This is a genomic window from Tateyamaria sp., assembly GCF_059783535.1.
On sequence record NZ_JBYNDP010000030.1, the window covers coordinates 19,812 to 33,582 of the forward strand.

Annotated in this window: 12 protein-coding genes and 1 pseudogene; 6 read left to right on the forward strand and 7 right to left on the reverse strand. The window is 60.0% G+C overall.

From position 1 onward, the window contains the following. From AC6RA8_RS08290 to AC6RA8_RS08305, 4 genes and pseudogenes are all read left to right on the forward strand, one after another. Positions 1-447, forward strand: a pseudogene (locus AC6RA8_RS08290) (Gfo/Idh/MocA family protein); the annotation flags it as partial. Further along, a complete protein-coding gene (uxuA, locus tag AC6RA8_RS08295; RefSeq protein ID WP_500351956.1) occupies positions 444-1,637 on the forward strand; it encodes a mannonate dehydratase in 1,194 nt (397 codons plus the stop codon). The pseudogene AC6RA8_RS08290 and the gene uxuA, both read left to right, overlap by 4 nt. After that, on the forward strand, positions 1,634-2,641 hold the full coding sequence (locus tag AC6RA8_RS08300; RefSeq protein ID WP_500351938.1) for a Gfo/Idh/MocA family protein: 1,008 nt from the start codon (positions 1,634-1,636) through the stop codon (positions 2,639-2,641). Before uxuA ends, AC6RA8_RS08300 begins: the two co-directional genes overlap by 4 nt. A 126-nt stretch (positions 2,642-2,767) precedes the next feature. Continuing rightward, positions 2,768-4,057, forward strand: a complete 1,290-nt coding sequence (locus tag AC6RA8_RS08305; protein WP_500351940.1) for a nucleotide sugar dehydrogenase — start codon at positions 2,768-2,770, stop codon at positions 4,055-4,057. On the opposite strand, the gene AC6RA8_RS08310 is transcribed toward AC6RA8_RS08305, so the two are convergent. Then, on the reverse strand, positions 4,054-5,106 hold the full coding sequence (locus AC6RA8_RS08310; RefSeq protein ID WP_500351942.1) for a flavin monoamine oxidase family protein: 1,053 nt from the start codon (positions 5,104-5,106) through the stop codon (positions 4,054-4,056). The genes AC6RA8_RS08305 and AC6RA8_RS08310 overlap by 4 nt on opposite strands. Next, positions 5,103-5,774 carry a cupin domain-containing protein gene (locus AC6RA8_RS08315; protein ID WP_500351943.1) on the reverse strand — a complete coding sequence of 224 codons (672 nt, stop codon included), beginning with the start codon at positions 5,772-5,774 and terminating at the stop codon, positions 5,103-5,105. The genes AC6RA8_RS08310 and AC6RA8_RS08315 overlap by 4 nt, the downstream gene beginning before the upstream one ends. A 128-nt stretch (positions 5,775-5,902) precedes the next feature. Here AC6RA8_RS08315 and AC6RA8_RS08320 point away from each other — a divergent pair, with 128 nt between their 5' ends. After that, positions 5,903-6,463, forward strand: a complete 561-nt coding sequence (locus AC6RA8_RS08320) for a TetR/AcrR family transcriptional regulator (protein ID WP_500351945.1) — start codon at positions 5,903-5,905, stop codon at positions 6,461-6,463. 103 nt (positions 6,464-6,566) lie between these two features. Next, positions 6,567-8,540, forward strand: coding sequence for a thiamine pyrophosphate-dependent enzyme (locus AC6RA8_RS08325; RefSeq protein WP_500351946.1), 1,974 nt, complete (start codon positions 6,567-6,569; stop codon positions 8,538-8,540). Between the two features lie 229 nt (positions 8,541-8,769). On the opposite strand, the gene AC6RA8_RS08330 is transcribed toward AC6RA8_RS08325, so the two are convergent. Genes AC6RA8_RS08330 through AC6RA8_RS08350 form a run of 5 tightly spaced genes read right to left on the reverse strand, consistent with a single transcriptional unit; the run spans position 8,770 to position 13,590 of the window. Next, the gene (locus tag AC6RA8_RS08330; protein WP_500351947.1) at positions 8,770-9,537 is read right to left on the reverse strand and encodes a LamB/YcsF family protein; all 768 of its coding nucleotides are present in this window, start codon (positions 9,535-9,537) and stop codon (positions 8,770-8,772) included. 4 nt (positions 9,538-9,541) lie between these two features. Further along, positions 9,542-10,564: a 5-oxoprolinase subunit C family protein gene (locus tag AC6RA8_RS08335; protein WP_500351949.1), complete on the reverse strand. Its 1,023-nt coding sequence runs from the start codon at positions 10,562-10,564 to the stop codon at positions 9,542-9,544. Continuing rightward, positions 10,564-11,313, reverse strand: a complete 750-nt coding sequence (locus AC6RA8_RS08340; RefSeq protein ID WP_500351951.1) for a 5-oxoprolinase subunit B family protein — start codon at positions 11,311-11,313, stop codon at positions 10,564-10,566. Before AC6RA8_RS08340 ends, AC6RA8_RS08335 begins: the two co-directional genes overlap by 1 nt. 37 nt (positions 11,314-11,350) lie before the next feature. Further along, positions 11,351-12,559: a winged helix-turn-helix domain-containing protein gene (locus AC6RA8_RS08345; protein ID WP_500351953.1), complete on the reverse strand. Its 1,209-nt coding sequence runs from the start codon at positions 12,557-12,559 to the stop codon at positions 11,351-11,353. Continuing rightward, positions 12,556-13,590, reverse strand: a complete 1,035-nt coding sequence (locus AC6RA8_RS08350) for a LacI family DNA-binding transcriptional regulator (protein ID WP_500351954.1) — start codon at positions 13,588-13,590, stop codon at positions 12,556-12,558. Before AC6RA8_RS08350 ends, AC6RA8_RS08345 begins: the two co-directional genes overlap by 4 nt. Between the last annotated feature and the right edge of the window lie 181 nt (positions 13,591-13,771).

Below are 13,771 nucleotides of genomic sequence, written 5' to 3' on the forward strand. Positions count from 1 at the left end.
CTCGTCAACCCGATCGAGACCGAAGATACTGCCGCCCTGATCTTTGAGCTGGAAGGCGGCGCTTTGGCGACCAGCAGCATTACCCTCGGCGCTGCATCAGATGAAACCCGCCTGCGGCTGGTGTATGAACACCTGACTGCGACGTCGCATACGAATCCGTATGCTCCCGCTGAAGGCACTTGGCAGTTCCGGGCGCGCGATCCCGAACGGCAGAACGAGGTGGACGCGATATGCAAAGCGACATCGGGTAACATGCCCGGGTTTGCCGGGTTCCTGACAGAGGTGGGGAAGGCTTTGAACAACATGCCGAACACTGCCGTCACTCTGATCGAAGGGGCGGCCTCGATCGAGTTGGTCACGGCGATCTATGCCGCGCATCGTGAGGGAACGCGGATTGCTTTGCCGCTAGAAGCGCGCCATCCAATGCACGGAGGATGGCAACCATGATTGAATGCTGGCGCTGGTTTGGGCCCGATGATCCAACACAATTGTCCGACCTGCCGCAAGTCGGGGCAACCGGCGTCGTCACCGCTTTGCACCAGTTCGCCCCCGGTGTGGAATGGACTGCGCGAGCGATCCAAGATCGGAAGGCGATGATCGAAGCGGCGGGCCTGACATGGGAGGTGGTGGAAAGCCTGCCAGTGTCTGAGACGATCAAGACACAAAGTGCCGACATCGCTACGCATCTGGACAGCTACAAGGCCAGCATGGCCGCGCTTGCGCAGGCTGGCGTTCGCACCATCTGTTACAATTTCATGCCGATCCTCGATTGGACACGCACCCAAACCCATGCCGCACAACCACATGGCGGCACGGCCATGCTGTTCGATCTGGCCGATTTTGCAGCTTTCGATCTGTTCATTCTGAAGCGTCCAAGCGCTTTCGACGACTATTCGGACGCAGTGCAGGCCAGCGCAACCGAAGCCTTTGCCCGGATGGATGACACGGACAAGACGCGGCTCAGCCGCACAGTTATCGCAGGGCTTCCCGGCGCGAATGATGGCTGGACGCTGGATGACGTACATCGACGGTTGTCGACATACGACGCGATAGATGCTGAGAAAATGCGTGGCCACTTGATCGACTTTCTGTCGGAGGTTGCTCCTCTGGCGGATCGGCTTGGCCTGCGTCTTTGCTGTCACCCGGACGATCCGCCGTTTTCACTGCTAGGCCTGCCTCGTGTCATGTCTTCGACCAATGACTATGAAACAGTGCTGCAAGCCGTGAATGTGGACGCAAACGGCGCAACACTGTGTACGGGATCGCTCGGCGTAGCCGAAGCTTTTGATGCCCCCGACTTTGTGCGCCGCCTCGGCCCGCGCATCCACTTCGCACATTTGCGCAATACCAAACGCTTGCCATCCCCGGACCCGGACCGCCCCGGTTTCTTCGAAGCCGCACACCTTGAAGGTGACACTGACATGGTTGCAACGGTTACAGCACTCATGGCGGAAGAAGCACGCCGCCGCTCGGACGGGCGCAGCGACCACGCCATTCCCATGCGCCCGGATCACGGCCAGGAATTGTTGATGGACAGAGAGCGTGACAGCCTGCCGGGCTATCCCCTGATTGGACGGATGCGTGGGCTTGCAGAGTTGCGAGGGATCATGGCCACTGTCGCGGCGGGGCAAGCATGATGCGTATTGGTGTTGCGGGTGTCGGTCTGATTGGGCGTCAGCATTTGGACGCAATCGACCGTGCGCAAGGGGTTACGGTCTCTGCCGTCTTTGATCCCGCGCTGAAGGAAGAGGTGCCTTGGCCAAGAGCAAACAGTCTGTCAGACCTTGCCGCGCAATCCGACGGCGTCATTCTGGCGGTTCCCAATCATCTACACGCCTCAATGGCTCTTGAGCTGATTGAAGCGCACTGTCCGATGCTAATTGAAAAACCCCTGACCGGTACAGCTGCGGAAGGCGGACAAGTTGTTCAGGCCGCCGCGGCCGCCCAAGTGCCTGTCCTCGTTGGCCATCACAGACGCTACAACCCGCTTGTCGCCAAAGCGCACCAAATAATTTCGGCCGGTACCCTCGGAACGGTAACAACGGTGCAGGGCACGTGCTGGTTGCCAAAGCCCGACAGCTACTATGCCCAGGCGTGGCGGCAGGGGGCAGGGGCCGGGCCGCTCTTCATCAACCTGATCCACGACATCGATCTGCTGATGTATCTCTGTGGCCCGATCACCCATGTGCAAGCGATGGAAAGTAATGCGGTGCGCGGGGCCGAAGCCGAGGAGGTGACGGTTGCCACCCTGCGCTTTGCCAACGGCGCGCTGGGCACTGTCAATCTGTCCGACGTGGCCCTTGGGCCATGGAGCTGGGAGCTGACAGCGGGCGAAAACCCGGTCTATCCCAAAACGGATCAATCCAGTTACCTTATTGGTGGGACAAAGGGCGCGCTGTCCTTGCCCAACCTCAGCCTGTGGACGCAAAAGGATGGCCCGGATTGGTGGGCGCCCATGGATCAGACACGGGTGCCTCTGCCCTTGTCGGACCCGTTGAAAGATCAGATTGAGCATTTTGCACAGGTCATCGCAGGAAAGGTTCCACCTCTGGTCAGCGGCGCCGACGGCCTGCGCGCCGTTCAGGCAATCGAAGCGATCAAATCAGCAGCCGGGTCTGGGACGCTAGTCGCGGTCGGCTAAAGGCCTCCGGCTGCTCTACTCACTGGATTGTGCATGACTTGCCGCCTGACCCGCGTTCGGTGCGCCTATATTGCGCTGTACCGCCCGGCCCGCTAGGCAGGGGATCGCAAGACAAAGGCGCAGACCATGACCCAAGCTCCCCTGCCAACCCTCGACCAGATGCGCGTGGCCGTGATTGGGTTGGGCTATGTCGGCCTGCCCCTTGCCGTGGAACTGGGGAAACAACGCCCCACCATCGGCTTTGATCTGAACGCCGAGCGTGTCGCGGGCTTGCAAGACGGGACGGACAGTACTGGCGAGGTGGACGATCTGTGTGCGGCAACCCACCTGACATACACCACCACGCTGTCAGACATCGCAGACTGCAACGTCTACATCGTTGCCGTCCCGACCCCCATCGACAGTCACCGCCAACCCAACCTCGCCCCGTTGCTTGCGGCCTCTCGCACCGTTGGCGAAGTGATCAAGCGCGGCGATATCGTGATCTTCGAAAGCACTGTCTATCCCGGCGCGACAGAGGAAGACTGCCTGCCGGTGGTCGAGGAAGTATCGGGCCTGCGCCTCAACACTGACTTCTATGCGGGCTACAGTCCCGAGCGGATCAACCCCGGCGACAAGGAGCGCCCACTGCCCAAGATCACCAAGGTCACCTCAGGCTCAACGCCCGAGGCGGGGCAGGTGATCGACGCGCTCTACGGTTCCATCATCACGGCTGGCACCCACCTTGCACCGTCCATCCGCGTGGCCGAAGCGGCCAAGGTTATCGAAAACACGCAGCGCGATGTGAATATTGCGCTGATCAACGAGCTTTCGATCGTCTTTTCACACCTCGGCATCGACACGGCCGCCGTGCTGGATGCAGCGGCCACCAAGTGGAATTTCAACCGCTATACGCCCGGACTTGTCGGGGGACACTGTATTGGGGTCGACCCGTATTATCTGATCGACAAATCGATTTCCGCGGGCCACATCCCCGACATCATCCGCATGGCGCGCGAGATCAATGATGGTATGGCGCAGCACGCGGTGTCGCTTTTGGTCAAGGCAATGATCAAGCGCGAGGCGCGCGTTCACGGGGGGCGGGCTCTGATCCTTGGGATCACGTTCAAGCAAAACTGTGCGGACATCCGCAACACCAAGGTTGTTGATATGCTGGCGGAGTTGGAGAGCTACGGGCTGGCCGCAGATATTTACGACCCTTGGGCTGATGCGGACGAAGTCAGGCAAGAGCATGGGCTTGACCTACTGACCAATCTACCAGAACAGGCAGACTACGATGCAGTAATTTTGGCTGTGCCGCACGACGATCTGGTTGGACAAGGGGCGACATCTCTGCGGGCGCTGTTGGCAGAAAAGGGCGTCCTGTTCGACATGAAGGCGGCGTTCGATGCCGCTGACAGCGACCTGCGTCTCTAGCTCACCAATGCCGCGCTGACCATCGCAGCCGCCCGTTCCCCGGTTTCAATCGCGCCTTCGATCAACCCGCCGTTCCGTTGGGAAACCTCAGCGCCGGCAAAGATCAAGCGATCGGCGACGGGGTGCGACAGTGCCGGCGCGCCATATGGCGGGTGTCCATGCGGTGGCGTCTGGTCAAATGGTGTTGCGGTGAAAGGTTCTGCCGCCCAATCCATGATCTCGACCTTCGTTGGTTGAGCCGCCTGTGGTCCAAAAAGCCGGGACAGTTGACCTAGTGACTGCTGCACCAGCATCTCGCGATCCTGCCGTTCATTATACGGAATACCCACGAAGCCAAACAGACCAAAGACGTCGGCCTCGGGGTCAGACTGATCTGCGACTTCAAACAGTGGTCCGATATGGCTGACAGCACCGCCGGACAATCCGGCGTCGCGCCAGAACGGTTTGTCGTAAAGCGCAACAAGCTTGGCATGTGCCGCCATCCATGTGGGCCATTGGGTGAGCGCCTTGGAAACATCCGGGGACCACGCCGGGGTCACGTCCCACGTGGACACAATGGGCCCAGGCACTGCACACGCCACCACGTCCGCGTCCCATGTCGCATTTTCCGTCTTCACATGCGGACGATGCGTCAAGTCGATGGCACGTACCACCTGCCCAAATCGAATGGTGCCTTGGGGCAGGGCGACCGCTAGCTGTTCGGAAAGCCGCTGCGCCCCGCCGCGAATACGTGCGGCATTGCTGTAGCGCCGTGGAAACGCGCCACGCTGTGTTTCCGCCGCTGTTTCAAAGATGAAATCGCCATCTTCATATTGGGCAAGCGTCGTGAGGCCCAATTCCTTCAACAGTGCCACGACCCGCGGCTGATAAGCGGGCCATATCCATGCCGGACCCAGATCAATGCCACCCTGCGCGACGGACATGCTCAAGGCGCGCCCGCCAATGCGATCCCGGGCTTCTAGAACGGTCACATCATGACCGGCCTGACGCAGCCGCAGCGCGGCCGTCAAACCGGCCAACCCCGCGCCAATGACCAGCGCCGTTGTCACCCGTCGACCATCTGGCGCAAGTGGCCGGTCTTGACCCAAAGCCGCGCACCTTCCGATCCTGCGGTCAGGGTGGCTTGGCCGCCGGGGGGCAGGCGCAGCCAATCATGTGCGCCCATGGAGGCGTCACCGTCGGTCAAGGTTCCGTCCAGCACCAACACCTCGGCCCCGTCCTTGGTCTCCAACACATGGGATGCATCCGGTGCCCAAACCTCCAGGGCCACAAGCTCATTGGCATCTTCGAACAAGGTCGCGGTGGACACGCCATCGCGCGCTGGATCCACTGCGGTTTCCGCCGTGTTCATATCAACGCGGACATGCTGCCGATCTTCGGGATCGAACTGCCAAAGTTTGACAAAGATGGTGGCTCCGGGTGCTGAACTGGGCGTATGGCGCGATGTCGGCGGGTTGCGCACATAGGTGCCCACCGGGAAGTCTCCGGCTTCGTCCTGAAACACACCTTCCAGCACGATGTATTCCTCGCCCCCATCATGGGTATGAGGAGCAAAGGCGCTGCCGGGGGCAAACCGTACAATTGTGGTCGCACGTGCCACCTCGTCCCCAATGCGATCCAACATTTTCCGCTCGACCCCTGCCGAGGGTGAAGCCCGCCAAGGATTATCCGCGTTCAAGATGCGCACGGGCTGCGTGAAATCAGCATTCAGTTCCATACTGGGTCTCCATTGCGGTTACCTTCCACTAGGTAGGTAAGTACATCCATTCTGCAAGAGTTGTAGCTTTATTGATTTCTCATGACAAATAAATATGTTAATTTTGAAACTGACCATTAGGTAGATAAATGGATACACGTAGTGCCTTATTGGACCAGGCTGAAGAGTTTGCGCGTCGGCGTGGGTTTGACGGGTTCAGCTTCGCAGACCTCGCTGACAGCGCGGGTATCCGAAAGGCGTCCGTGCACTACCACTTCCCGGCCAAGGCCGATCTGTCCTTTGCATTGATGGAGCGTTACCGGGCTGTGTTCATGGACAAACTCCGCGCTATCTCGGCAGCAGAACCCATGGCCAGCGCACGCCTGTTGCAGTTCCTGAACCTGTATCGGCAAGCATCTGACGGCGGGCGCAGTCTATGCCTGTGTGTCGCGCTCTCAGTGACACAAACTGCACTGCCTGCGGCAAGTATTGCCGAACTTGCCGCGTTTCACCGCGATGTCACGGCGTGGCTTGAAACGGTGTTCCGCCTTGGGCAGGCTGATGGCAGCCTGCGACATGTGTCCGATCCGCGGGCGGAAGCAGCCGCCGCCATGGCACAGGTCGAAGGGGCACAGATCGTCGCGCGGGCCGCACAAGACGCCAGCCGGTTCGAAGCAGCGATTGCCACATTGATCGCCCGCAGCATCTGAAGGTGACGCGGAAAAATGTGATGTGATCCCAAAACGTTTCTGTGTCAGCCTGACCTGGCATACGGCGATGGATCGACCTGATCGCGCCAACTGGAGGGATAGCATGACTGAAACGCTTGATTGGATCAGGGTTGGGCAAACATCCGACTTGCCTGAAGGGCGGGTTAAGACGGTCACCGCACGCACCGTCTCAATTTGCCTGTCCCATTTCGATGGGCAGTGGGCAGCGATCGACAATCACTGTCCGCATCAGCGTGGGCCGCTGGGCGAAGGATCGATCGAGCGGGGCGAAGGTGGCAAATGCTGGATCCGTTGCCCATGGCATGGGTGGGACTTTGATCCGCTCACAGGCGCCCCTCCCGGCGGGCACGAGGATACGGGGCAGAAACTCTACCCGCTGAAGATTGAAGGGGATGAGATTTTTGTAGGCCTCGAGCCCGAACCGCCGCATGTGCGCACCGTCAGTGATCAGATGGCAGAAAGCATGGTCAATTGGGGCCTGAAGCATGTCTTTGGCATGGTGGGTCACTCGAACCTTGGACTGGCCGACGCGATCCGCATGCGGGTCGAGGCGGGCGAGATGAAATATGTGGGTATCCGTCACGAAGGGGCAGCCGCCTTTGCCGCATCGGCATACGGCAAGCTGACTGGGCATCCGGCAGGGTGTCTGACCATCGCGGGACCGGGGGCGACAAACCTGCTGACCGGTCTGTGGGATGCCAAGGTGGATCGCGCGCCCGTTCTGGCGCTGACCGGTCAGGTGCAAACGCAGGTCTTCGGGCCAGGGGCATTTCAGGACATTGACTTGTCCTCGGCCTTCGACGCCGTCAGCAGGTTCAGCCAGACCGTGCTGAGCACCTCCAAGCACGCCGAACTGGTGTCACTGGCGATGAAGAATGCGCTGGTCGAACGGGATGTGGCGCACCTGATCTTTCCCGATGATATGCAGACAAACCCGTCCGATGCTCCGGCGTCTCAGCCGAACGGACGCATGGGGCGGGCTGTGGTTAAACCATCCGATGCGGATGTAGCCGATGCGTTGAAGCTGCTGAACGCGGCCAAACGCCCGATCTTCGTAATCGGCCATGGCGCATGGGATCATATGGAGGCAATCGCCAATCTCGCTGAAACCCTTGGTGCCCCGGTGCTGACCACGTTCAAGGGTAAGGGACTGCTGCCTGACAGTCACCCCAACGCGGCTGGGGTTTTGGGTCGCTCCGGTACTCCAATTGCCTCCTGGTTCATGAACGAAGCGGACCTGATCTTGACGCTAGGCACGTCCTTCTCGAACCACACAGGTATCGAGCCGTCCAAACCCATCATCCAGGTTGATTTCGAACGGATGCAGCTTGGTAAATTCCACCCCGTCGACCTGCCGATCTGGTCCGAAATCGGTGAGTTCTGCGCGGCCATTGCACCGCAACTGGCACGTCCCGCCGACGCCGATGATCAGGTGACCGAACTTGCCGAACGCTGGGATATCTGGCGCAAGGAGAAACGCAACCGTATGGAGGAGGAGACAGCGAAAGGCATCCACGCCTTCGCGATTTTCGACGCTCTGTCCCGCGTGGCCCCTGCGGATGCCATTATCGCCGTGGATGTTGGCAACAACACCTACTCGTTCGGCCGCTATTTCGAGACCAAGGGTCAGCGCGTTCTGATGTCCGGCTATCTCGGGTCCATCGGCTTCGGTTTCCCGGCGGCGATGGGCGCTTGGGCGGCGACACAGGATTTCGACTGGCTCAAGGGGCACAAGATCATCTCGATCTCTGGCGACGGCGGGTTCGGTCAATACGCGATGGAGCTGACCACCGCTGTCAAATACGGCATGGATATCACGCACGTGCTTTTGCATAACGGCGAGCTGGGGAAGATCACCAAGGAACAGAAGTCAGGTGAATGGCCGGTCTGGGAAACATCCCTGCACAACCCGTCCTTCGCCGCCTTTGCCAAGATTTGCGGGGCACATGGTGAAAAGGTTGTGTCGTCAGACAAGATCGAAGAGGCATTGCAAAAGGCGTTGGACGTCGATGGCCCGGCGCTGGTCGAGATCATGACGGATTCCGAACTGGTTTGACGTGCGGGGCGCACCACAGGTGCGCCTTATGTAGCGGGCAGTGCCCTTAACGATCTGTTCACCAAGTGGACCGCGCGCTGCGCTAACCCATCCCGTTTCACAGTTTCTGCGCTGCGGCGGTGTACGAGGGGTGTACAGGGGGTGCACGCCCGGTGCATCGCCCATCCCCTTGTTTTCATGGTGTTAACCCGTATGTGCCGCTATTCGGCGACAAACCGGTGCACGTACGCTAACCCGTGCGCCCTTCAAAGGCTTTTACAGTGATCCCTTCCGCCTCCAGCGTCCGCCGGACCGAGGCTGCGATCTCGACCGCCTCGGGCGTGTCCCCGTGACAGCAGATCGTATCGATAGGCGTATCAATCCGCTTGCCGGTGTCCGTGATGATAGCTTGCGCCTTCACCATCTCGACCATCCTTTTCCCTGCGATGTCAGCATCATGGATGATGGCCCCCGGCTTGCGCCGGTCCACGAGCGTTGCGTCATCATTGTAGGCGCGGTCGGCAAAAATCTCGCAGGCGAAAGTCGCGCCAATTGACCGTGCTGCACGCTCCTGCGCCGTTGCGGCGAGCACCATGATGATGGCGTCAGGATGCGCGGACAGAGCAGCCTCATAACAGGCACGTGCCATGTCCTCGTTCTCGGACGTCATGTTGCCCAAGGCGCCGTGGAGTTTGATATGGCGCACTTTCGCCCCAAGCGCGTTGGCCATACCCAGCGTCGCCCCGACCTGGCACCGGATGGAATTCTGAAGTGATTTCAGTGGCATATCAATCCGCCGCCGTCCAAATCCTTGAATGTCGGCAAAGCCCGGATGCGACCCGATGCCAACGCCACGTTCCAGCGCAATGCTCATGGTCGCCGCCATCACGTCCGGGTCACCAGCATGCGCCCCGCAGGCGATGTTGGCTGAAGTGACAGTGTTCAATAGGGCCGCGTCGTCACCCATTTTCCAAGGGCCAAAGCTTTCGCCCATATCGGCATTCAGATCGACTTCCATATCCTTATCCTTTGTCCAATGGGGCATCCGTGGCGGACACCACGCCGCCGATCAACTGGTAACTGAGCAAGTCCTGCAATGTCGCCGGATCGCGCACTAAGGGGGTCACGGCCTTGGGCAATGCAGCCCAAGCGGCCCGTGCGCGCGCTTCGATTGCAGCACCCTCTTCAAGGCTCACAAACTGGAACCGCAAGGCCGCGCCTGCAGGGGCTTGGGCTACGCGCGGCAGATCGCAGGGAAGGACGGTCCCGATACGCGGATAGCCCCCCGTCGTCTGGCTTTCCGCCATCAGGACAAACGGAGTGCCGTCACCCGTGATCTGAATGTCGCCCGGCACGATGACTTCGCTGACAATGCTCAATGCCCTGGGTGTGGCGAACCCGTCGCCATCGCTGTCCATTCGAATACCTTGGCGATTGGCGCGTGGGTCACGGCGAAACGTGGTCGCTTCGAAGCTCTCTCGCGTTTCCTTCGCAAAATCAGAAGTTTGCATGCTGGGAACGATGCGAACTGCCCCGCCATCAAAGCGGGCATCGCGAGGAAGTTTAAGACCAACGTCACCATCGCGATCTGCACCAATGGGCAGTGCGTCATCCGCAGCGATAAGGTTTCCCAAGCCACAGGATTGGTGTGTCGCACGTGACCCCAGCATTTGTTCAGTGGCAAATCCCCCGCCGACATGCACGTACCCATAGGTCCCGGTTCGTGTCGGGCCGATGGTCAGTACGCTTGCCTTTGCAAGTGCATGGCTGGCGTTCCATGCCACCGCAGCCCCGTCAATATGGGCCGTCATCTCAGCCCCTGTCAGCGCAATGCGCATGTCCTCGGTTGCCTCGAACGTGCCACCTGTACCGACCATCTCTACAACGGCAAGCTCGGGGCTTTGGCGCAGCAGCGCAGCACCCTCATGTACGGCCAACCTGTCTGCAGCACCGCCTCGTGTCAGCCCCTTTGACAGAAACCCGGTGCGGCCAAGATCCTGTACCGCAACGCCGGGGCCAGCTTGTCGGACATGCAGCACACCCACTATGCCAACTCCGTCCGGGTCGCCCCGCCTGATCCGTCCGTTACGGTGTCTTCAATGCGGGACAGCTCGGCGGCTGAAATATCCGTAAACTGGATTTCGTCTCCGGGAGCCAAGGGAAAGGGCGTCTCCCCGCGGGGACGGAAACATGCAAAGGCCGATTGCCCAACATGTCGCCACCCCGTCGGTGTGTCCTTGGCAAACAGGCATATCTGGCGGACCGCCGCCACCAGCGCTCCGGCAGGGACATTCAATGTTAATTCCTTTTGTCGCGGAATGTTCCACGCTTCGCCCAACGTGCCGAGATAAGGCTGGCCCGGAGCGAACCCGAGCGTCAGGACACGCAACCGGGTGGAGGTCAGGTCGCGCAATGCATCCTTCGCGCTTAGGCCGGCTGCTTCTGCCGCCTCGTCAAACTGCGGCGCACGCACGCCGCCAAACACCGCCGGAATGGTCCACAAGGCGCGTCCTTCGGGCAAGGATGCCGCGAACCAAGCCCGCGTGGCCAGAATGCTCTGTAGTCTATCTGAGATTGCTTCGAACCCGTACTCAGCTAAGTCAACTCGAAAGAAGGCCGACACCAGCGTGCTACTGCTTTCGGATACTTCGGACCAACCCTGCTCCTCTACCGCACTGCGAAAGGCGATGGCCGCGCGATTGGCCTCATCCGTTGCCGTGTCTCCAAAGGTCACAAGCACTCCATCAAGCCCGACGGAACGGACTTTGGGACTGTATGCGCTTAGGGTTGCCATAGTGCGCACGTTAGAGGCTTGAGCCTTGGGCGCAACGCTAAAGCGCCGTGCGAAGCCAGCCGTCGTCAAAGGCAATCTGACTGACACCAGCCAACTTGATAACACGGTCCAGCTCTGCCTCGAACGCGGCTTGCCGCCCCTTGCCCCAACGCACCTTGCGCTCCGGCCACAACGCACGCACGCGCAAGACATCGTCGGCACGATGGGCTTTCATATCGACCCGACCCACAATGCGATCACCCTCCATCAGCGGAAAGACATAGTAGCCATAGGTCCGCTTGGGTTCAGGCACAAAGATCTCGATCCGGTATGCGAAACCGAACAGACGCTCAGCCCGTTTGCGATCGCGTAGGGCCGGATCAAACGGACTGAGGACGCGCAGCCGGGACGTCGGAACCTGTTCCAAGGATGGATCGTCCAGCAATGTGGGCCACGCATATGCGGGACGAGTTGACCCGTCCGCGCCCGTCACGTGCACTTGCATAATCCGCCCGGAAGCAAGCGCTGATACACACCAGTCCTTTGCCTCTGCCGGGCTGATGTGATCCCAGAACGCGGCCAACTCACCATGCGTGGCAAAACCCAGCCGGTCCAAAGCCTCGCGGCAACACCAGTCGATGGTTTCCTCGATATCCGGGGCGTTTCCGATGGTATGGGCATCAAGTACCCGTTCCGTCAGATCGTAGTACTTCTGAAAGCCCTCGCGCTTGACGACTTGCAAGGCCCCGCTGCGCCAAAGGTATTCAAGGGCTGTCTTGGACGGGTGCCAATCCCACCAGCCGCCCGATCCACGTTTCTCGCCATCGCCCACGTCGCCAGAACAGCAAGGGCCGTGCTGTCGGATCTGGTCCAGAACGGGTTGAAATTTTTTCTCGAACCCATCGCGCCGCCATTCGCTCCACCGTTCGCGCAGCCGGGCGGTGTCCCGTTCGCGGCGCAGATGCCAGTAGGGATAGAACGACGCTGGGATGACTGCTGCGTCATGTGTCCAATGTTCGAACAGGCTGCGGTCGCGTTCATAAAGGTTCTTCAAGTTCTTGGGGCGATACCTCGGCTTGCGCGAAAACAGGATGAGATCATGCGCGCGGGCAACGGTGTTGATACTGTCGAGCTGGACAAATCCAAGCCGCGTGATCAGGTCGTGCAGGGCCGTCCCGTGCGCCGGTCCACCTGGTGTCTCTGAAAGGGCATGACGATCCAAAAAGACGCGCCGTGCCTGCGTGTTGGTCAGCGTGAACGGCGTCACGTCCGCAATGCGCGGCGCAGTGTGTCGCCGTAGGAAATGGTTGGCGTCAGCGTGATGTGCTTGGGTGCAGGAGCGGCGCCTTCGGCATTCCGATCACGAATGATCTCGGCAGCGGCACGGCCAATTTCCAGTCGGCAGGCATCAGTGGTTGCCAATTGGCGCGGAAGTCCTTGCAACAACTCTACACCGTTGAACCCTGCCAGGCCAATCTGCCCGGGCACGTCGATCCCTTCGTCCAACAGGTAAAGCAGTCCGCCAGCCCCAATCATGTCGTTAGAATAGTAAAGGAAATCGAGGTCCGGGTTCGCGTCCAACATGGTTTTGGTCATCTCGCGACCCTTGGCCAAGGCAGACCCACCTTCGTAAAAGTCGCGGGCTTCAATCTCGATCCCTGCTTTGGCGAGGCCCTCGGTGAGCCCTTCAAACCTTTTGCGCGCGCGGTGGTCGCGCGGCATGGATGTGCCCATGAAGCCGATGCGAGAATACCCCTGTTTAAGGATGGCTTTGGCGATATCCAACCCGGCCTGCCGGTGCGAAATGCCCACCATGTTGTCAACCGGGTTACCATCGGTGTCCATGATCTCGACCACCGGGATACCGGCATTGCGCAGCATGGCTTGCGCTGCATCCGAGTGCTCTAACCCTGCAATGATCACACCCGATGGACGCCACGACAGCATCTCGTACAGCACGCGCTCTTCCTTGTCGCGCATGTAGTCGGTGACGCCGAACACGGGCTGCAACGGAGTGTCTTCCAGGACCTGGTTGATGCCCGTCAAAACTTCGGGAAAAACCATGTTGCTGAGCGAGGGGATAATGACCGCTACGAGGTTGACGTGCTGAGAGGCCAACGATCCTGCGATCTGATTTGGGACGTAGCCAAGTCTCTTCGCCGCCTCGAGCACTTTTTTCCGTGTCGTTTCAGACACATCGCCCCTGTTGCGCAACACACGGCTGACGGTCATCTCGGACACGCCGGACGCAGCGGATACGTCGCGCAGCGTCAGCGGGCGGGCAGGGCGATCAGTCAAGGACAGTCCTTTCTATACTTCCCTTGAGTTACCTTCAAACCTGAACAAGATTCAAGCATTTGGGCAATCCTACACCTTCCTGCTAGCCGATGAAGCGGGCCAATACACTGCGAACGGTTGGAAGCTTGTCTAGCCCCCTGTTACTGGGCCACTGATCTGGCTTTCTCTAATAGGGTTTCCG

Excerpts from the sequence above, each read along its gene's own strand:
- AC6RA8_RS08340 (WP_500351951.1), bottom strand. The coding sequence starts at position 11,313 with ATGGCAACCCTAAGCGCATACAGTCCCAAAGTCCGTTCCGTCGGGCTT.
- AC6RA8_RS08325 (WP_500351946.1), top strand. The coding sequence starts at position 6,567 with ATGACTGAAACGCTTGATTGGATCAGGGTTGGGCAAACATCCGACTTG.
- AC6RA8_RS08305 (WP_500351940.1), top strand. The coding sequence starts at position 2,768 with ATGACCCAAGCTCCCCTGCCAACCCTCGACCAGATGCGCGTGGCCGTG.
- AC6RA8_RS08330 (WP_500351947.1), bottom strand. The coding sequence starts at position 9,537 with ATGGAAGTCGATCTGAATGCCGATATGGGCGAAAGCTTTGGCCCTTGG.
- AC6RA8_RS08315 (WP_500351943.1), bottom strand. The coding sequence starts at position 5,774 with ATGGAACTGAATGCTGATTTCACGCAGCCCGTGCGCATCTTGAACGCG.
- AC6RA8_RS08300 (WP_500351938.1), top strand. The coding sequence starts at position 1,634 with ATGATGCGTATTGGTGTTGCGGGTGTCGGTCTGATTGGGCGTCAGCAT.
- AC6RA8_RS08320 (WP_500351945.1), top strand. The coding sequence starts at position 5,903 with ATGGATACACGTAGTGCCTTATTGGACCAGGCTGAAGAGTTTGCGCGT.
- uxuA (WP_500351956.1), top strand. The coding sequence starts at position 444 with ATGATTGAATGCTGGCGCTGGTTTGGGCCCGATGATCCAACACAATTG.